General features: G+C 71.8%; 23 protein-coding genes. 18 read left to right on the forward strand and 5 right to left on the reverse strand.

What is annotated here, in order from left to right; genetic code table 11:
* The first annotated feature begins 66 nt into the window (after window positions 1–66).
* Both ABZ808_RS04775 and ABZ808_RS04780 read left to right on the forward strand, forming a co-directional pair.
* Window positions 67–1344: a hemolysin family protein gene (locus ABZ808_RS04775; RefSeq protein ID WP_357000934.1), complete on the forward strand. Its 1278-nt coding sequence runs from the start codon at window positions 67–69 to the stop codon at window positions 1342–1344.
* 71 nt (window positions 1345–1415) lie between these two features.
* Window positions 1416–1601: a hypothetical protein gene (locus ABZ808_RS04780; protein WP_357000937.1), complete on the forward strand. Its 186-nt coding sequence runs from the start codon at window positions 1416–1418 to the stop codon at window positions 1599–1601.
* A gap of 5 nt (window positions 1602–1606) precedes the next feature.
* Here ABZ808_RS04780 and ABZ808_RS04785 read toward each other — a convergent pair whose 3' ends face one another.
* Window positions 1607–2257, reverse strand: a complete 651-nt coding sequence (locus ABZ808_RS04785; protein ID WP_357000940.1) for a hypothetical protein — start codon at window positions 2255–2257, stop codon at window positions 1607–1609.
* 133 nt (window positions 2258–2390) lie between these two features.
* On the opposite strand from ABZ808_RS04785, the gene ABZ808_RS04790 reads away from it, so the two are divergent.
* Window positions 2391–2597 carry a hypothetical protein gene (locus tag ABZ808_RS04790; RefSeq protein ID WP_357000943.1) on the forward strand — a complete coding sequence of 69 codons (207 nt, stop codon included), beginning with the start codon at window positions 2391–2393 and terminating at the stop codon, window positions 2595–2597.
* On the opposite strand, the gene ABZ808_RS04795 is transcribed toward ABZ808_RS04790, so the two are convergent.
* From ABZ808_RS04795 to ABZ808_RS04805, 3 genes are all read right to left on the reverse strand, one after another.
* The gene (locus ABZ808_RS04795; RefSeq protein WP_357000946.1) at window positions 2594–3070 is read right to left on the reverse strand and encodes a hypothetical protein; all 477 of its coding nucleotides are present in this window, start codon (window positions 3068–3070) and stop codon (window positions 2594–2596) included. The two genes, ABZ808_RS04790 and ABZ808_RS04795, sit on opposite strands and share 4 nt — an antisense overlap.
* Entirely contained in the window at window positions 3067–3279 is a 213-nt protein-coding gene (locus ABZ808_RS04800; protein ID WP_053661037.1) for a hypothetical protein, read from the reverse strand. Before ABZ808_RS04800 ends, ABZ808_RS04795 begins: the two co-directional genes overlap by 4 nt.
* A 71-nt stretch (window positions 3280–3350) precedes the next feature.
* The gene (locus ABZ808_RS04805; protein WP_357000949.1) at window positions 3351–4235 is read right to left on the reverse strand and encodes a universal stress protein; all 885 of its coding nucleotides are present in this window, start codon (window positions 4233–4235) and stop codon (window positions 3351–3353) included.
* Between the two features lie 112 nt (window positions 4236–4347).
* Here ABZ808_RS04805 and ABZ808_RS04810 point away from each other — a divergent pair, with 112 nt between their 5' ends.
* The 15 genes from ABZ808_RS04810 to ABZ808_RS04880 all read left to right on the forward strand — a co-directional run bounded on the left by ABZ808_RS04810 (window position 4348) and on the right by ABZ808_RS04880 (window position 15951).
* On the forward strand, window positions 4348–5094 hold the full coding sequence (locus ABZ808_RS04810; protein WP_357000952.1) for an SAM-dependent methyltransferase: 747 nt from the start codon (window positions 4348–4350) through the stop codon (window positions 5092–5094).
* 71 nt (window positions 5095–5165) lie between these two features.
* Window positions 5166–6344 carry a PP2C family protein-serine/threonine phosphatase gene (locus ABZ808_RS04815; RefSeq protein WP_357000955.1) on the forward strand — a complete coding sequence of 393 codons (1179 nt, stop codon included), beginning with the start codon at window positions 5166–5168 and terminating at the stop codon, window positions 6342–6344.
* Window positions 6345–6397: 53 nt separating this feature from the next.
* Window positions 6398–6862 (forward strand): MarR family transcriptional regulator, encoded by a 465-nt coding sequence (locus tag ABZ808_RS04820; RefSeq protein WP_357002757.1) that lies wholly within the window; start codon window positions 6398–6400, stop codon window positions 6860–6862.
* A gap of 330 nt (window positions 6863–7192) precedes the next feature.
* Window positions 7193–7786 carry a CDP-alcohol phosphatidyltransferase family protein gene (locus ABZ808_RS04825; RefSeq protein WP_357002759.1) on the forward strand — a complete coding sequence of 198 codons (594 nt, stop codon included), beginning with the start codon at window positions 7193–7195 and terminating at the stop codon, window positions 7784–7786.
* Window positions 7783–8736 (forward strand): DUF881 domain-containing protein, encoded by a 954-nt coding sequence (locus ABZ808_RS04830; protein WP_357000959.1) that lies wholly within the window; start codon window positions 7783–7785, stop codon window positions 8734–8736. Before ABZ808_RS04825 ends, ABZ808_RS04830 begins: the two co-directional genes overlap by 4 nt.
* Window positions 8733–9065 (forward strand): small basic family protein, encoded by a 333-nt coding sequence (locus ABZ808_RS04835; protein WP_007460356.1) that lies wholly within the window; start codon window positions 8733–8735, stop codon window positions 9063–9065. Before ABZ808_RS04830 ends, ABZ808_RS04835 begins: the two co-directional genes overlap by 4 nt.
* Before the next feature lie 10 nt (window positions 9066–9075).
* Window positions 9076–10080 (forward strand): DUF881 domain-containing protein, encoded by a 1005-nt coding sequence (locus ABZ808_RS04840; protein ID WP_357000962.1) that lies wholly within the window; start codon window positions 9076–9078, stop codon window positions 10078–10080.
* A 59-nt stretch (window positions 10081–10139) separates the two neighbouring features.
* On the forward strand, window positions 10140–10520 hold the full coding sequence (gcvH, locus tag ABZ808_RS04845) for a glycine cleavage system protein GcvH (protein WP_357000965.1): 381 nt from the start codon (window positions 10140–10142) through the stop codon (window positions 10518–10520).
* A gap of 217 nt (window positions 10521–10737) precedes the next feature.
* Window positions 10738–11190 carry an FHA domain-containing protein gene (locus tag ABZ808_RS04850; RefSeq protein ID WP_007071101.1) on the forward strand — a complete coding sequence of 151 codons (453 nt, stop codon included), beginning with the start codon at window positions 10738–10740 and terminating at the stop codon, window positions 11188–11190.
* Window positions 11191–11240: 50 nt separating this feature from the next.
* Window positions 11241–11933: a MerR family transcriptional regulator gene (locus ABZ808_RS04855; RefSeq protein ID WP_357002761.1), complete on the forward strand. Its 693-nt coding sequence runs from the start codon at window positions 11241–11243 to the stop codon at window positions 11931–11933.
* 185 nt (window positions 11934–12118) lie between these two features.
* On the forward strand, window positions 12119–12583 hold the full coding sequence (locus ABZ808_RS04860; RefSeq protein WP_030327706.1) for a bifunctional nuclease family protein: 465 nt from the start codon (window positions 12119–12121) through the stop codon (window positions 12581–12583).
* 189 nt (window positions 12584–12772) lie between these two features.
* Complete coding sequence (locus ABZ808_RS04865) at window positions 12773–13369, forward strand: MerR family transcriptional regulator (RefSeq protein ID WP_357000967.1); 597 nt, start codon at window positions 12773–12775, stop codon at window positions 13367–13369.
* Between the two features lie 319 nt (window positions 13370–13688).
* The gene (locus tag ABZ808_RS04870; RefSeq protein ID WP_357000969.1) at window positions 13689–14087 is read left to right on the forward strand and encodes a group 1 truncated hemoglobin; all 399 of its coding nucleotides are present in this window, start codon (window positions 13689–13691) and stop codon (window positions 14085–14087) included.
* A 2-nt stretch (window positions 14088–14089) separates the two neighbouring features.
* The gene (locus ABZ808_RS04875) at window positions 14090–15259 is read left to right on the forward strand and encodes a globin domain-containing protein (protein ID WP_357000971.1); all 1170 of its coding nucleotides are present in this window, start codon (window positions 14090–14092) and stop codon (window positions 15257–15259) included.
* Window positions 15256–15951 (forward strand): cell division protein DivIVA, encoded by a 696-nt coding sequence (locus ABZ808_RS04880; protein ID WP_357000974.1) that lies wholly within the window; start codon window positions 15256–15258, stop codon window positions 15949–15951. Before ABZ808_RS04875 ends, ABZ808_RS04880 begins: the two co-directional genes overlap by 4 nt.
* A gap of 52 nt (window positions 15952–16003) precedes the next feature.
* On the opposite strand, the gene ABZ808_RS04885 is transcribed toward ABZ808_RS04880, so the two are convergent.
* On the reverse strand, window positions 16004–16660 hold the full coding sequence (locus tag ABZ808_RS04885) for an SDR family oxidoreductase (protein ID WP_357000977.1): 657 nt from the start codon (window positions 16658–16660) through the stop codon (window positions 16004–16006).
* Window positions 16661–16684 lie beyond the last annotated feature (24 nt).

Genomic DNA, 16684 nt, shown 5'->3' on the forward strand with positions numbered 1-16684 from the left:
CGGAAACCGGACCGGGGCCGGGTCCGCTGCGGTTGAGTGACCTGAGGCGGCGGACGGGGGTGCGCGATGGGCGGCCATCTCGGGCAGTTGGCGCTGGTGGCCGTGCTGGTGCTGATCAACGCGGCGCTCTCCGGCAGCGAGATGGCGCTTGTGACGCTGCGCGAGGGGCAGCTGCGGCGGCTGGGGCGGCGAACCCGTGCCGGCGACCGGTTGGTGCGGCTCGCCCGCGACCCGAACCGCTACCTGGCCACCATCCAGCTCGGCATCACCCTGGCCGGGTTTCTCGCCTCGGCGGCAGCCGCCGTGTCGCTGGCCCAGCCGCTCGTCGCCCCGCTGGGCTTCCTCGGCGCGGCGGCCCGTCCCGCCGCGGTCCTGCTGGTGACGGTGGCGCTGACCTTCGTCACGTTGGTGTTCGGTGAGTTGGCGCCGAAGCGGCTGGCCATGCAGCGGGCGGAGCGCTGGGCGCTGCTCAGCGCCGGGCCGCTGGACCTGCTCGCCCGGGTGTCCCGGCCGGCGGTCTGGCTGCTCAGTTGGGCCACCGACCTGGTGGTCCGGCTCGCCGGCGGCGACCCACGGGCCAGCCGGGAGGAGATGAGCGAGGAGGAACTGCGCGAGATGCTGGTCAGTCAGCGCGGCCTGTCGGCGCAGCAGCGGGAGATCCTCAGCGGCGCGTTCGACATCGCCGGCCGGACACTGCGCGAGATCCTGGTGGCGCGGCGGGAGGTGACCACGTTGCCGGGCGACCTGGCCGTCGACGAGGGTGTGCGTCGGCTCGCCGCCGCGGGCCGGTCCCGTGCGCCGGTGACCGGCCCTGGTGGGCTGGACGACGTGAGCGGCGTGGTCCACATCCGCGACCTGGTGCGGGCTGGCACGGGCACGGTGGGGGAGTGGTGCCGGTCGCCGCTGCTGCTGCCGGTCACCCTGCCGGTCGCCGACGCGCTGCGGCAGTTGCGCCAGGAACACCAGCAACTGGCCCTGGTCGTCGACGAGCACGGCGGCATCGACGGCATCGTCACCCTGGAGGACCTGCTGGCCGAGGTGGTCGGCGAGTTGTACGACGAGACCGACCGCGACGTGCGCGGCGCGACCCGGGAGCCGGACGGGTCGCTGCTGGTGCCCGGTGACTTCCCGCTGCACGACCTGCCCGACCTGGGGGTGCGGCTGAGCTTTCCACTGTCCCGGGAGTACACCACGGTGGCCGGGCTGGTGTTGGCGCGGCTGGGTCACCTGCCGAGTGAGCCGGGTGAGACGCTGCGGCTGCCCGGGTTGACCATCGAGGTGGTGGAGGTCGCCGACCGGGCGGTGCGGCGGGTACGGCTGCGGGGGTTCGCCACCGACCGGTGACCGTCGCCCGATCGGGGGTTGATCCGCCCAAAACATCCCGAAGTGACGTCGCGCCGCCTAGCGTGCGGTATGTGAAGGACCGAGGGTTTCGCAAGTTCGTCGCCGTGCTCGCCGGCCTCGCGGTGATCTACTTCGGCACCGCCGGCCGCAGCCCCGAGGAGGGCCGTGGCATCTCCGGCGGCTTGGTCGTCCTGGCGCTGCTCGCCGCGCTGCTGGTGTGGCACCTGACCCGCCCGGGTGACAAGACGGTCAAGTGAGCGCCTCACCGGGCGGCGACCCGGGTGACCTCACCGGCGGACTCCTCGCCGAGCGCCACCCGGACCAGCGCCGAGGCCAGGCGACCGAAGTCCGGGCCGTCGACCAGCCCGGCCAGCCGGTCCGGTGAGCCCGGCAGACCCAGCCGCTTCGCGCCGGCCAGCGCACGCCGGTCGGCGTACGGGCGCAGGTCGGACCAGACCGTCTGGGCCTCGCGCAGGTAGATGTCCGCGCCGGTGGGCCCGATGCCGGGAAACTCGGTGAGCCGGCGACGCAGCCCGGCCGGATCGCCCTGAGCCTCCCGGTGCAGCCTGCGCAGGTCGCCGTGCCAGCGGTCCAGGCACAGTCGGGCGCCGGTGCCCAGCATGGTGGCGGTCCGCTCGTCGTAGCGGCGGTAGTGACCCCGGCCCAGCGCGTCGACCCGCTGCTGCCAACTGGCCGCCTCCATCGCCTGCGGGGTGCGGTAGCCGGCCGCGAACAGCTCCCGCGCGGCGTCGACGGCCACGCACGCCCGGATCCGGGTGCTCAGCAGGGTGGCCAGCACCAGCAGTTGGTACAGCGGCCCGGGTCGGTCGGAGAGCCGGATCCCGGCCTCCTCCGCGTACGTGTTGCCACGCCGGTCCAGCAGGACCCGCACCACCGCTCGATCGTCGCCCACGCCCGGTGCGTACCCGCCGGGAGGGCGAGTAGCCCTCCCGGCGGCCGGCGGGGCCGGAATGGCCCCGGGCCGGGCGGGTATGCGTGCGGTGGAGGCGGTCGATACCGCCCGCCCTACCTGGAGGGAGACACCCGTGGTCAACCCGCAGCAGGAGGAGTTCCGGCGTAACGCCAAGGGAGCAACCAGTCAGGACAGCAAGGGGCCCCAGCCGACCGGGCACCCGCTCAACCGTGGTTCGTCGCGCGGGGACGCCGGTCGGCCGGTGCCCAAGGGCCAGGTGTCGCCGTACGGCCCGGCGGGTGAGCCCGTCGCCGAGGACGACAGCGACACCCGGGCCTAACGGTCGCGACCTGACGGCCGCCGCAACCTGTTCCAGGTGGCGGCGGCCGTCAGCCCGTACGCCAGGTGCGGAATGATGTCGGAGATCCAGTCGGAGCGCCCCCACGTCCGCGGGTTGCTGATGCCCAGCGCGGTGATCGACCCGTCGGTCATCGCCATGACGCCTGCGCCGAGCACGCCGCTGGCCATCGGCAGTGGCTGCCGCCGTCCGCCCGCGTAGAGCGCGAACGCCATGCCGGCGGCGATGCCCAGCCCATAGCCGATCAGCGGCCCGAGCCCCGAGCGGCGGGTCGCCGCCCGGGGCCCCGACCCCAGGTCCACGTGCGCGATGTCGGCCAGCCGACCGACGGTCTGCTCCGCTGTGGTGCTCGCCGGCCGTGCCCGCAGGGCGATGTCCAGATAGCCGACCACGTTCAGCGCGGTGCTGCCGACCGCGCCCGCGATGGCGCCGTCGGCCAGGTCGACCCTCCTCACTTCGGGTCGCCCGGTTCGCGCTCACCCTTGGGGCCGTAGGTGCGCTCGCCGCGCACGACGCCCCGCTGGCCGCGATCCTCCTGGAGGATCTTGTTGGCGACCTGGTTGGCCTTGCCGTCGGGCACCCGCCGTCCGGAGTCGTCGATCGCGTTGCGCAACCGCGCCCGCTGCTTGTCGTACGCGTTGCTTCCCGGCCGTGGTCCTGGCATCTGCTGCCTCCTTCGTCGCCGTTGGCATACCGCGGCCGTCTACCCGTCTCGCGGCGGGCCAACCCCGGGTATCAGCGCGGGGCGCGGAGCACGGCGACGGGGCAGTGCGCGTGGTGCAGCACCGACTGGCTCACCGACCCCAGCAGCAACCCGGTCACCTCGCCGCGGCCCTGCCCGCCGACGACGACCAGTTGGGCCGAGCGGGACGCCTCGGCGAGCACGGCGCCGGCACGGCCGTGTGTGGCCCGCCAGGTCAGCCGCAGCCCGGGGTGGTCCTCGACCAGCCCGGACAGCCATCCGGTGAGCATCCGCTCCTGCTCGGTGTGCAGGCCGGTCTCGTCGTACACCAGGGGTTGCATGTCGCCGGGGCCGCTGCTGCCCGGATGCCGGTAGGCGTGCACCGCGTGCAGCGGCACGCCGCGCGTCACGGCGGTCTCGGCGGCGAACTCCGCGGCGAGCCGGGACGCCGCCGAGCCGTCCATCCCCACCAGCACCGGCTCGTCGGGGCGGTGCGGGTCGCCGCGGGCCACCAGCACCGGGCAGTCGGCGTACGCGGCGACCTGCACCGCCACCGAGCCGACGATCAGCGCGGAGAAACCGCCCAGCCCTCGGTCGCCGAGCACGATGAGCGCCGCGGTGGGGGATTCGCCCACCAGCACCGCGGCGGCCTCGCCGTCGATGATCTCGCCGGAGATCGACAGGCCGGGCACGGCAGCCTCGGCCTCGGCCACCGCGGCGGCGACCAGTTCCTCGGCCTGGTGGCGCAGCCCGCCGCCGGGCGGCGCGTCCGGCGCGGGGGAGACCGGCACGTGCAGCAGCGGCCAGATGAACCCGTGTACGACCCGCAGTGGCCGGTGCCGACGGGCGGCCTCCATGGCGGCGAGACGCACCGCGCGCAGGGACGGCTCCGAGCCGTCCACGCCGACCACCACCGCCGCGCTGTTCGCCGAGTTCACCGCGCACCTCCCGCCGGGCCAGTATCGCGGGCGGGGCGAGTCGGCGGAGCGATACCGCCCAGCGGGTCCGGGTCGGTACGCTGGGCGGTGATCGCCGGAGGGAGCGTCGTCGATGGGTGAACCGGCCGAGCCGAGCACCGCCCGCATGATCGACTTTTGGTTGGGCGGGGAGCATCATTTCCCGGTCGACGTGGCCGCCGCCAACGCCTTCGAGCAGGCGTACGGGCCATGTGCGCCGGTCTTTCGCGAGCTGCGGGCCTTTCTCGGGCGGGCGGTCCGGGCGATCGCCGAGCAGGGCGTGGACGGTTTCCTGGTCTTCGGCGCGGGGGTGCCCACGATGGGCAACGTGCACGAGGTCGCCGAGGACGCCACCGTGCTCTACACCGACGTGGATCCGGTCACCATCCGGCTGGGGCAGCGCATCCTCGCCGGCAGCGACCGGGCCGGCTACGGGTACGGCGACGCCACCGACATCGGCACCATCGACCCGGCGCAGCTGCACCGCTTCGTGCCGGGCTGGGGGCGGCGGCCGGTCGGGGTTGTCTTCCTGGGTCTCGCCGCGTTCCTCGACGACGACACCCTGACCCGCACCCTCGACGAGTTGTACGCGGCGGCGGCGCCGGGCAGTCTGCTGGCGGTGGATTTCGACACCGAGGAGCTGGCCGGGCATCCTCAGGCGCTGGCGATGATGGGGCCGGCGTTCCGGATGCGCCCGCCGGCGGCGTTCCCGGCACTGCTGGGGCGGTGGACGCCGACGTCGGACGGGATCGTCCCGGTCAACCGGTGGCGGCCGGACGGCCCGCCGGCCGAGGTGCCGGACGCGTTCCACGGGGTGCTGGCCACGCGCGACGCCGACTGACCCGCGCCGACCGGTGGTCCGGCGGCGTCCGTATGATGCTTGCCCTACAGCAAGTTTCTGGAGGAGCAAGCATGGTGGACGCGCCGGACGTGGTGTCGCGGGCGCTGCGTGAGGCGCCGCCGGACCAGTTGGCGGAAGCCGCGGACCGGGCGATCCGCGCAGCGCTGGGCGCCGTGCGCACCGACGTGTTCGTCGCCGACTACCGCATCAGCGGGCTCTGGCCGGTGCTGGATCCGGACCTGCCGGCGGCCGGCTTCCTGGCGTGCCACACCGTGGCGCAGCGCTGCTTCAGCAGTCAGCAACCGGTGCGCGACAACGCCGACGGCGGCGCGTGCCGGCTCTACCTGCCGCTGACGGTGTGGGGGGAGCGGCTCGGCGTGCTGCTCATCGAGCTGCCGGCCGTGCCCGGCCCTGCCGTCACGGGTCGCGCCACCGACATCGCCGGCGACCTGGCGGTGGCGCTGCGGGCCGCGGACCGGGAGACCGACCGTTACCGGCGGGTCCGCCGACGCGAGCGGCTCAGCATGGCTGCCGAGATGCAGTGGGACCTGCTGCCGGGTCGCAGTGTGGCGCACCGCGCGTTTCACCTGGCCGGTCAGCTGGAGCCGGCGTACACGGTGGGTGGCGACCACTTCGACTGGTCGTTGGACGGTGACCGGCTCACCCTGACGGTGCTCAACGGCGAGGGCAACGGGCTGGCGGCGTCGCTGCTGACCTCGGTCACGGTGAACGCGATGCGCAACGCGCGGCGCTCCGGCGGTGGTCTCGTGGAGCAGGCGGAACTGGCGTCGGACACGGTCTTCTACCAGCACCGGGGTCGCCGGCACGTGGCCACCTTGCTGCTGGAGTTGGACATCCGGACGGGGCTGACGCGGGCGGTCGACGCCGGCTCGCCGCGCATGCTGCGGATGCGCGGCGCGACGGTCGAGCCGATGGAGCTGGAGCAGCAGTTGCCGCTGGGCATGTTCGCCGAGACCCGCTACGAGCTGCAGGAGTTCCAGCTCGCGCCGGGTGAGCGGGTCTTCGTCGTCAGTGACGGGGTGTGGGCCGCGGAGCCGGCGGGCCGGGAGCCGTACGGTCAGCGGGTGATGGCGCGTTCCCTGCGTGCCACGCGGTTGCAGCCAGCGACGGAGGCGGTTGGTACGGTGATGCGCGAACTGCACGCCTATCACGCGGATTCCGATTTGCGCGACGACGCCGTCGTGGTCTGCTTGGATTGGCATGGTCCGCGCGAGCGGGACGGCGCATGAGGATCGCCGCCGCGTCGGGCGGGCACCAGCGCGACGACGGCAGGGGACATCGGGTGGAGCGACCTGAGGATCTCGCCTCGGCGATCGACGCGGCCGCCGAGACGTTGATCGCCGTACTGGACTCGGCGGCGTCGCGGCATCCGGTGCCGCCGACCCAGCTGCGGGTGCTGACGCTGATCAGCAGCCGGCCGGAGACCAATGTCAACGGGTTGGCCGAGCTGCTGGATGTGGTGCCCTCGTCGGCCAGCCGGCTCTGTGACCGGTTGGAGGCGACAGGTCTGCTGCGCCGGGTCGCCGATCCGCGGGACCGGCGGGAGGTGCGGCTGGTGCCGACGGCCGCCGCGCAGACCCTGCTGCTGGAGTTGGCTGAGCGGCGACAGCACGCGGTGCAGGTCGTGTTGGATCGGATGCCGCCTCGGATGCAGCACGACCTGTTGCAGGCGCTGCGTGCCTTCGCCCGGGCGGCGACCCAGACGGTGCCGGAGCAGCAGACCGAGTCGGCCGTGCAGACGGCCTGAGGCACCACACCCCTCCACTAGTATCCTAGGACGCACTACGCGTGGTGACCCACGCCACAATGCGGCAACGCCGCACCGACCCACGCGTAACGGCACCCCTGGCCCGGACGCGAGCCCGATATAGTGGCAGCGCACTTACCCGGCCCGTGATCATCGATCGCGGGCCGCGTCAGGGAAGAGGTCCCGTCCCGGGGCCGCAGGGGAGCCGGTGGTTGCCGGCCCGACAGCGCGTACGACCTCCGCCGCGCCCGACGACGGCCGGGTGCCGGAGCGTGCCGTGGAGGAGGTTCGGTGTCGCGTCGGCCGGCTCGGGAAGAGCACCCACGGGACATCGACGACCAGACTCCTGGCGACCAGGTGCTCACCCTGCCCAACCTGATCAGCTTCGGGCGACTGCTGGGCGTGCCGATCTTCCTCTACCTGTTCCTGGTGGCCCGCGCGGACGTGGCGGCCGTGGTCGTGCTGGCCATCGGCGGCACCACCGACTGGGTGGACGGCTGGATCGCCCGCCGGCTGCGCCAGGTGAGCCGGCTGGGGGAGCTGCTCGACCCGCTGGCCGACCGGCTCTACATTCTCGCCACCCTGATCGCCTTCACCGTCCGGGAGGTGGTGCCGTGGCAGTTCACCGCGGCGCTGCTGGCCCGGGAGCTGCTGCTGCTCGGCTCGCTGGCGGTGCTGCGCCGCTACGGGTACGGCCCGCCTCCGGTGCACTACGTCGGCAAGACCGCCACCTTCCTGCTGCTGGCGGCGTTCCCGGTGCTGCTGTTGGCGACCGCGGCGACCGGCGTGGCCACGGCCGCCGCCGCCATCGGCTGGGGCCTGGCCTGGTGGGGTCTGGTGCTCTACTGGGTGGCCGGCGCGATGTACGTGGTGCAGGCCGCGCGCCTGGTGCGCGCGGCGCGTGACCCGGGAGCGGCGGCGTGAGCGCGCCGCCGCCCGAGCGGCCCCGCCCAGATCGGGTGTACGCGCCGGACTTCCTCACCGAACTGTTCCGCAACCCGCTGGACCCGGGGTACGCCGACGCGGCAGCGGCGCGCCGGCGGAGGGGTTCGTCGGAGCCGCCCCAGGGCTGGCAGGCCTGGTCGGGGCGTTCGATCAGCCTGTTCGTGGTGCTGGTGCTGGGTTTCCTGTTCGCGATCGCGTACCGGCAGACGATGGCCGACGAGCCGGGGCGCGCGCAGGCGCGCTCCGGGTTGGTGACGCAGATCAAGGATCGGGAGAGTCAGACCGACCGGTTGTCCACGCGTGCGGACCAGCTGCGCGAGGAGGTCAACCGGCAGCGGGACGCGGCGTTGAGCGGGTCGGCGGCGGCGCGGCTGCGGGACCTGGAGGCGGGCACCGGGTTCGGTCGGGTGCGCGGCGACGGCGTGGTGGTGCGGTTGGCGGACGCGCCGGGTAAGGCGGACGCGGTGACCGGTGCGGGCGCGGGGCCGCCGCGGGTGCTCTACAGCGACCTGCAGGGTGTGGCGAACGCGTTGTGGAGTGCCGGTGCGGAGGCGGTCGCCATCAACGGGCAGCGGTTGACCTCGACGTCGACGATCCGTTCGGCGGGTGAGGCGATCCTGGTGGATTTCCGGCCGGTGACCGGGCCGTACGAGGTGTCGGCGATCGGGCCGGGGTCGATGCGGCGCGCGTTCGACGACAGCCGTAGCGCGGCGTTGATGCGGCGGGTGGCGCAGGAGACCGGTCTGTCGTTCGGTGTGCGGGGTGCCGATGACCTCACCCTGCCGGCGGCTCCGGAGCCGCAGCTACGCTACGCCAAGCCGTCGGTCAGTCCGAGCCCGTCCGTGTCGGGTGGCCGGTCCGGCAGTCCCGGCAGTCCCGGGTCGTCGGGTTCCCCGGCGACCGCTAGCCCTTCCGGAGGTGGCCGATGATCGCGGTGCTGGCGTTGCTCGCCGGTGTGGTGCTCGGGGTGTGGCTTGATCCCACGGTGCCGGCGGCGTTGCAGCCGTACCTGCCGATCGCGGTGGTTGCCGCGTTGGACGCGGTGTTCGGGGGGGTGCGGGCGAAGTTGGACCGCATCTTCGACGACAAGCAGTTCGTGGTGTCGTTCATCTCGAATGTGCTGGTGGCGGGTCTGATCGTGTATCTGGGTGACCAGTTGGGGGTGGGCGGGCAGTTGTCCACTGGTGTGGTCGTCGTGTTGGGTGTGCGGATCTTCGGGAACGTGGCGGCGATCCGTCGGCACCTGTTCCGGGCGTAGGTTTGACGCGATGAGCGACGAGCAGACGGAGACGGGGACGGGTTGGCCGCAGCCGGCGGGTCCGGCGCGTCCGGGTGGGCCGGCGGGTGAGCCGGATCCTCGGCCGGATGCGCCGGATCCGGACGAGCTGAGCCCGTTGGCGCCGCACGGCCCGGTGGAGCCGGAGTCGCCGGCTGTGGAGCCCGGGGCGGCGCCGGTCGATGACGAGGGCGCGACGGTGGATCTGAGCGCGGTGTCGCGGTCGGAGCAGCCGGTCGAGCGGACGGACGGGCTGGAGGAGCTGCCGGTGCGGCGGGCCGGGCCGGTGGTGGCGGGTCGGTGGCGGTTGAGTACGGCCGGGGTGATGATCGCGGCGTTGTTGGCGTTGCTGGGCTTCACGCTGGTGGTGCAGTTGAAGACGACGTCGACGGATCCGACGTTGGGGGCGACGCGTCAGGAGGACCTGGTGCGGATCCTGTCGGATCTGGATGCGCGGGAGAACCGTCTTCAGCAGGACATCCGGGCGTTGGAGGACAGCCAGCGGCAGTTGGCCTCGGGTGAGCAGGGTCGTCAGGCGGCGTTGGACGAGGCGACCCGTCGGGCGGACGAGCTGGGTGTGCTGGCGGGCACGTTGCCGGCGGTGGGCCCGGGGTTGACGGTGCAGTTCTACGGTGGAACCAAGCCGATCTCGGCGAACCGGGTGTTGGACGCGGTGCAGGAGTTGCGGGGTGCCGGCGCGGAGGCGATGCAGATCTCCGGTGGTGACCGGGCGACGGTGCGGGTCATCGCGTCGACGTACTTCCTGGATGGGGAGAACGGGTCGTTGGTGGTGGAGGGGCGGCGGTTGTCGGCGCCGTTCACGATCACGGTGATCGGTGATCCGGCGACGATGCGTACGGCGTTGAACATTCCTGGCGGGGTGGTCGCGTCGGTCCGGGGTGACGGCGGTAACGTGACGTTTGGGGAGCGTGAGGTTGCCGAGGTTTCGGCGCTGCACCTGCCGATCAAGTTGGAACACGCCCGTCCGGTCTCCTGACCGGCGCGGCCGCGCCGGGCCCGGGTGGTCCGGGGCACCGATGGATGAGGACGCGTCTGGTGATTCCCGAGGATCTGCGATACACCGCCGAGCATGAGTGGGTGGCGGGTGACGGCACGGGTTCGGCCCGGATCGGCATCACGCACTTCGCGCAGGACGCGCTGGGTGACATCGTGTACGTGCAGTTGCCCGAGGTCGGTGCGGTGGTAGCGGCCGGTGATTCGTTGGGTGAGATCGAGTCGACCAAGAGCGTGTCGGAGATCTACGCGCCGGTGGCGGGTACGGTGGCGGCGCGCAACGAGGCGCTGGGTGACACTCCTGAGCTGATCAACACTGATCCGTATGGTGCGGGTTGGTTGGTGGAGATCACGCCGAATGATCCGACCGCGGTGGACGGGTTGCTGACGGCGGGTGCGTACCAGAAGATCACCGAAGGCTGAGTGTGCTTGATCCGGCGGGCGTGTTGTCTGCGCGCGTCCGGTTGCCCTGCATTTCGGCGCTGGCTAGGCTCGCCCAGTCGACCGAGAAGAAACCATTAGTTGAGCGTTGCGGAATTGCCTTCCCGGGCACGGGGAGCCAGCCGCCGGGTGTTCGAGTGCCCGGCGGCCAGACCCGCCATTACCCGACGCCGACCGAACAGATCCGTGAGGTGGTCCCATGACGCGGCCAGACGACGAGTTCCCCCCGCTCGACGTCACTTCGACGCTCAATCTCGGTTCGCTCGACGAAGTGCTGGAGGGGCCGGACACCGATGTGGTGCCGAGCCGGATGTCCGGTTCGCTGCCGCCCGGTATGGCGCTGCTGGTGGTTCGTCGCGGTCCGAATGCGGGTGCCCGGTTCCTGTTGGACCACGATGTGACGACCAGTGGCCGGCACCCGGACAGTGACATCTTCCTCGACGACGTGACGGTGTCGCGTCGGCATGCGGAGTTCCATCGGGACGGTGGCACGTTCACGGTGCGGGATGTGGGCAGCCTCAACGGCACGTACGTGAATCGTGAGCGGGTCGAGGCGGCCACGTTGAGCAATGGTGACGAGGTTCAGATCGGTAAGTTCCGGGTGGTGTTCATCGCCGGTCCGCGCCCGGAGGAGGAGGCCGGCCGGGGGTGAACGAGCCTGCGGCCTCCACGCCACCCGGGGCGGCCCGGTCCCAGCCGCTGATGAGCATCGGTGAGGTGCTGGGGCAGTTGCGGGTGGATTTCCCGGATACCACGATTTCGAAGCTGCGGTTCCTTGAGGCCGAGGGGCTGGTTGAGCCGCAGCGGACGGCGGCGGGTTACCGGAAGTACAGCTGGGATGATGTGGCGCGGTTGCGGTTCGTGCTGGCCGCGCAGCGGGACCGGTATCTGCCGTTGCGGGTGATCCGTGAGCAGTTGGCGGAGTGGGATTCGTCCGGTGAGCAGCCGGGGCGTTCGCGGCCGTCGTTGGTCGCGGTGGGTCCTGATGGTGCGGTGCCGGGTCGGGAGCCGGCCGAGTCGTCGCAGGTGCGGCTCGGCCGGCTTGATCTGGTGGCCCGTAGTGGGATCGACGAGTCGACGTTGACGGAGTTGGAGCGGCTCGGTGTGCTCGTGTCGGATCCGCCGGGGTGGTATGACGCGGATGCGTTGATCATCGCGTCGGCGGTGGCGGGGTTGGCGGCGTACGGGTTGGAGCCGCGGCACCTGCGGGGTTACCGGAGCGCGGCGGACCGTGAGGTCGGGTTGTTCGCGCAGTTGGTGGCGCCGTTGGCGCGGCAGAGTGATCCGGCGGCGCGGGCGCGGGCGGCGGAGACGGCGCGGGAGTTGGTGGCGTTGTCGGAGCAGCTGCACGCGGCGTTGGTGCGGGTGGGTCTGCGGTCGACGTTGGGTCGGTGAGGGTGCCCGGTGGGCGGCGGCGGAGCGGAAAGATCTCTGTCGGGAAGCGTGCCGTAGGCTTGCCGGGGTAACCCCTTTCTGGCGCGGGCGTGGTGCTGTAGCGCATGGGACGGCCGTGTCGCGGTCCGTGTACCGTGCAGGGAACGGCGCGGTGCGGCGTAGGTGACAACGACACGGAGGCGGCGGTGCGCGAGCTGAGCGTGGTCGGAGTTCGGGTGGAGCTGCCCAGCAACCAGCCGATCGTCCTGCTCAGGGAGGTCGAGGGCGACCGCTATCTGCCGATCTGGATCGGCGCGGTCGAGGCCACGGCTATCGCTTATGAGCAGCAGGGGGTCAAGCCGGCCCGTCCGTTGACGCATGATCTTCTGCGGGACGTGTTGGCGGCGTTGAAGGCGCCGTTGCAGGCGGTGGAGATCACCGAGCTCAAGGAGAACGTGTTCTACGCGGATCTGTTGATCGGCGATGGGGTGCGGGTGTCGGCGCGGCCGAGCGATTCGATCGCGTTGGCGTTGCGGGTTGGTGCGCCGATTCGTTGTGCGGAGCAGGTCCTCAGCGAGGCGGGGATCGTTATCCCTGACGAGCAGGAGGACGAGGTGGAGAAGTTCCGCGAGTTCCTGGAGCAGGTGCGTCCGGAGGATTTCGCGGGCTGACGGGCTCGGTTCCGGGTGGCTGTCACTGTGGGTGATGCCCCGGGCGGTTGGTGATCTTTCTCGGTGGCTGCGCGGCGTGTCGTGCCGGTTCCTCCGCGGTAACCCCTGAGCGTGGCGATAGGGTTGCCGTGTCGAGGGGTGCGCGTCCCGGAAACGACGCGTCGCCGCACTGACGGGGAGGTTGTCCGGATGCACGAACCGCAGGATTCCGATCCGGGTACACAGTTGAGCGAGCCGGGCGCGTCGTCGCCCGGCGCGGCAACTGAGAGTGACGGTTCGGTGGGCTACCGAGGTGTGACGGCATGTCACGCGGTGGGCATCAGTTATCGGCAGTTGGATTACTGGGCGCGTACGACGCTGGTGGTGCCGAGCGTGCGGGACGCGTCGGGTTCGGGGACGCAGCGGTTGTACTCGTTCCGCGACCTGGTGGTGTTGAAGGTCGTGAAGCGGTTGTTGGACGCGGGTGTGTCCCTACAGAACATCCGTAAGGCGATTGAGGCGTTGCGGTCGCGTGGCGTGGAGGATCTGGCCGGGATCACGCTGATCTCTGATGGGACGACGGTGTACGAGTGCCGGTCTCCGGAGGAGGTGGTTGACCTGTTGCAGGGTGGCCAGGGCGTGTTCGGCATCGCGATCGGTGGAGCTTTCAAGGAGATCCAGGGGTCGTTGTCGCATCTGCCGGCGGAGCCGGCGGTGAGCGGTCCGGTGGAGCCGGCGGTGGCGTCGGATGTGGATCCGGTGGGCGACGAGTTGGCGGCGCGGCGGGCGCGGCGTCGCGCGGGCTGAGTTCACGGGGTTTCGCGTGACCGGCTGGTGGCGGTAAGTCAGGCCGGGAGGCCCGGGTGGTGGTTCCCTGGGCGGTTGATTCCACAGTGGATGCCGTGGGTGGTTGCGCGGTTGCCGTTTGTGGAGCATGAGCCCACCTTTGGTGACTCTGTGTGTGTGCTCTGGTGAGAATTGGATAGGGGGGGCCTGACCGCTGGTCGGCGGCACGCTATGGTCCGAACGGCCAATTGGCGCGACGTCGTGACTAGCGGGGCCGCTCCGATGGGCCGATGCCCCTCCGCGCTGCCCGGCGCGATTTCTCACCCTGGAAGGAACGACCGTGACGGTTACCCAGGAGACCGCTCCCGTCTCGCACTACGACCGCATCGGCGGTGCGAACGCGGTGAAGGCGGCCGTGGAGCTGTTCTACGACAAGGTGCTCGCCGATCCCGACCTGGCTGACTACTTCGCCACTGTGGACATGGTGGGTCAGCGTCGGCACCTCGCCCTGATGTTGGCGGTGGTGTTGGGCGGCCCGAACGAGTACGCCGGCCGCGGGTTGGCCGAGGCCCACCAGCCGATGGGCATCACGCTGGAGCACTACGCCAAGGTGGGTGGGCACCTGAGCGCGGCGCTGACCGAGTTGGGTGTGCCGGCGGACATCCTGACCGATGTGCAGGCGGTGCTGGCGCAGGTGCAGGACCAGGTGGTGGCCACCGGGACGCGTCCGGGCGCCTGAGCGTGGACGCGTCCCGACTCAAGCAGAGTTGGTCGCTGGTCGCCGCGCACGGCGACCAGGTGCCGCTCTATTTCTATTCGACGTTGTTCCTGGCCCATCCCGAGACGCGGCAGATGTTCCCCACGAACATGGCCGGTCAGCGGGACCGCCTGGTGACCGCGCTGGGGCACATCGTGTCGCATGTGGACCAGGTGGACCGGGTGGTGGGTTACCTGCAGGATCTCGGCGCGGACCACCGCAAGTTCGCGGTACGCGCGGAGCACTACCCGGCGGTCGGTGAGGCGCTGCTGGCGACGTTGCAGCATTTCCTGGCGGAGCAGTGGACCGATGAGCTGGCCCAGGACTGGGCGGCGGCGTACGGGCTGATCGCGCAGGTGATGACGGAGGCGGCGCAGGCCGCGGAGGCGGTGAACCCGCCGTGGTGGGTGGCGGAGATCGTGGCCCATGAGCGGCGTGCGTTCGACGTGGCGGTGTTGACGGTGCGCCCGCAGTACCTGTTGCCGTTCATCCCGGGTCAGTCGATCGGGGTGTCGCATCCGTCGGTGCGGTCGTGGCGGTACTACTCGCCGGCGAACGCGCCGCGGGCGGACGGCACGTTGGAGTTGCACGTGCGGGCCGCGCCGGGTGGCGCGGTGTCGTCGCGGTTGGTGTACGGCTCGGCGGTGGGTGACGTCGTGCATCTGGCCGCGCCGGTGGGGGAGCGGCTGGCGTTGTGGTCGGCTGGTTCCAGTGATCTGTTGCTGCTGGCGGCGGGCACCGGCTGGGCGCCGGTGAAGGCGTTGGTGGAGCAGGTCGCCGCGGAGGGTTCCCGCCGCCGGGTGGACCTGTATGTGGGTGCCCGTTCGCGCAGCGAGTTCTACGACAGCGACGCGATCGACAAGTTGGCGTCGTCGTGTCCGTGGTTGACGGTGACGTACGTGGAGGGTGCGGACGTGACCCGGCCAGGGGAGTTCGTGCACGCGGTGGATCGGGCGCTGGGTGATGGTGACTGGCGCTCGCGGCACGTGTACGTGTGCGGGTCCGACGAGATGGTGTCGCATTCGGTGCAGGCGTTGGCCCGGGCGGGCTATCACGCGGGTCAGGTGCACCACGAGGGCCTGGGTGCGCAGTGGTACGGCGCGTCCTGGCGTACGTCGGTGCAGCAGCAGTCAAACGAAAGGGGTGAGCAGTGAGCGCGACCCCGATCAGCCGGTACGACGGTGTGCAGGTTTCCGGTGGTGTGCAGGTGCGGATGACGGCCGACCGGGTCCGGCGGTGGGAGTTCGGAGCGGCGCCGTTCACGCGGCGTGGCTACGACAGCGCCGACGTGGACCGGTTCCGGGTGCAGGTCGCCGACGAACTCGATCTGATGGCGACGCAGATCGCTAATCTGCGGGCGGAGAATGAGCGCCTCACCGACCGGGTGGAGTTGCACCGGCACGGGGTGATCCCGAGCGCGGATGCGGCGGCGAAGACGCCGGCGGCCAAGGAGGTGAATCTGCTCTCGGCGGCGCAGCGCGAGGCGGAGCAGATCATCGCTCAGGCGCACGACTACGCGCGGCGGGTCGCCGAGTACGCCCGGGTGCAGTACGAGAGTTACATGCGGGCCGCGGCGGAGGAGGCGAAGCAGGAGGCCGAGCGGGCGGTGACGGAGTACCGCGCGTCGGCCGGGTCGAGCTTCGACGACACGGTGGCGACCCGGGAGGCGCTGCGGATCTTCGGGGAGATGATGGTGTCGCACATGCAGGCGGCGGCACGGCATCTCGACGACGGCAGTGAGCAGTTGGCGCGCACGATGGACCGGATCGCGAGCCAGACGCCGGGGGCGCCGTTCGTGGGCGGTGCGTCGGGGCAGGCGGCGCTGCCGCGTCACCACCAGCGGTGATTGCTTCCCGGGTGGGGTCCGCCGCGAGCGGCCCCCACCCGGGGCGGCCCGCTCAGGCGCGGGCGGCGTGGACGGCGTCGGTGATCGGCGTCGAGCCGCCGACGAGTTCCAGGGTCGCGCCGGCGGTGTGGGGCGTGTCGAGGAGCGCGGCGAGGACGTGGGCGACGTCGGCGCGGCTGATCGCGCCACGGCCGGCGTGCCGGGTGAGGGTGACGCGTCCGGTGGGCGCGTCGTCGGTGAGCCGGCCGGGGCGGAGCACCGTCCAGGCCAGGTCACGGGCACGTAGGTCGTCCTCGGCGGCTCGCTTGGCCCGCAGGTACGCCGCCCACACGTCGTCGGTGCCGTCGGCGGGTGGGTCGTCCACGCCCATCGAGGAGACCAGCAGGTAGCGGTGGACGCCAGCGCGGGTGGCGGCGTCGGCGAGCAGCGCGGCGGCGGCCCGGTCGACGGTGTCCTTGCGGGCGACGCCGCTGCCGGGACCGGCGCCAGCGGCGAAGATCACCGCGTCGGCGCCGTCGAGGTGCCCGGCGAGTTCGGTGACGTCGGCGTGTTCGAGGTCGCAGACGACCGGGGTGGCGCCGGCGGCGCGCAGCGCGGGCGCCTGGTCGGGGTTGCGGATGAGGCCGACGGCGGTGTCGCCGCGCTCGGCGAGGTGATGCTCCAGCAGACGGGCGATCTTGCCGTGGCCTCCGGCGATGACGACGCGCATCCGCTCAACCTACCGGCACCAGGC

Source organism: Micromonospora sp. NPDC047527, from assembly GCF_040643015.1.
GTDB lineage: Bacteria > Actinomycetota > Actinomycetes > Mycobacteriales > Micromonosporaceae > Micromonospora.

Bases quoted from the DNA above. Each gene is read 5' to 3' on its own strand.
- ABZ808_RS04775 (WP_357000934.1), top strand. From the start codon at position 67: ATGGGCGGCCATCTCGGGCAGTTGGCGCTGGTGGCCGTGCTGGTGCTG.
- ABZ808_RS04815 (WP_357000955.1), top strand. From the start codon at position 5,166: ATGGTGGACGCGCCGGACGTGGTGTCGCGGGCGCTGCGTGAGGCGCCG.
- ABZ808_RS04840 (WP_357000962.1), top strand. From the start codon at position 9,076: ATGAGCGACGAGCAGACGGAGACGGGGACGGGTTGGCCGCAGCCGGCG.
- ABZ808_RS04835 (WP_007460356.1), top strand. From the start codon at position 8,733: ATGATCGCGGTGCTGGCGTTGCTCGCCGGTGTGGTGCTCGGGGTGTGG.
- ABZ808_RS04885 (WP_357000977.1), bottom strand. From the start codon at position 16,660: ATGCGCGTCGTCATCGCCGGAGGCCACGGCAAGATCGCCCGTCTGCTG.
- ABZ808_RS04810 (WP_357000952.1), top strand. From the start codon at position 4,348: ATGGGTGAACCGGCCGAGCCGAGCACCGCCCGCATGATCGACTTTTGG.
- ABZ808_RS04850 (WP_007071101.1), top strand. From the start codon at position 10,738: ATGACGCGGCCAGACGACGAGTTCCCCCCGCTCGACGTCACTTCGACG.
- ABZ808_RS04855 (WP_357002761.1), top strand. From the start codon at position 11,241: ATGAGCATCGGTGAGGTGCTGGGGCAGTTGCGGGTGGATTTCCCGGAT.
- ABZ808_RS04800 (WP_053661037.1), bottom strand. From the start codon at position 3,279: ATGCCAGGACCACGGCCGGGAAGCAACGCGTACGACAAGCAGCGGGCG.
- ABZ808_RS04865 (WP_357000967.1), top strand. From the start codon at position 12,773: ATGCACGAACCGCAGGATTCCGATCCGGGTACACAGTTGAGCGAGCCG.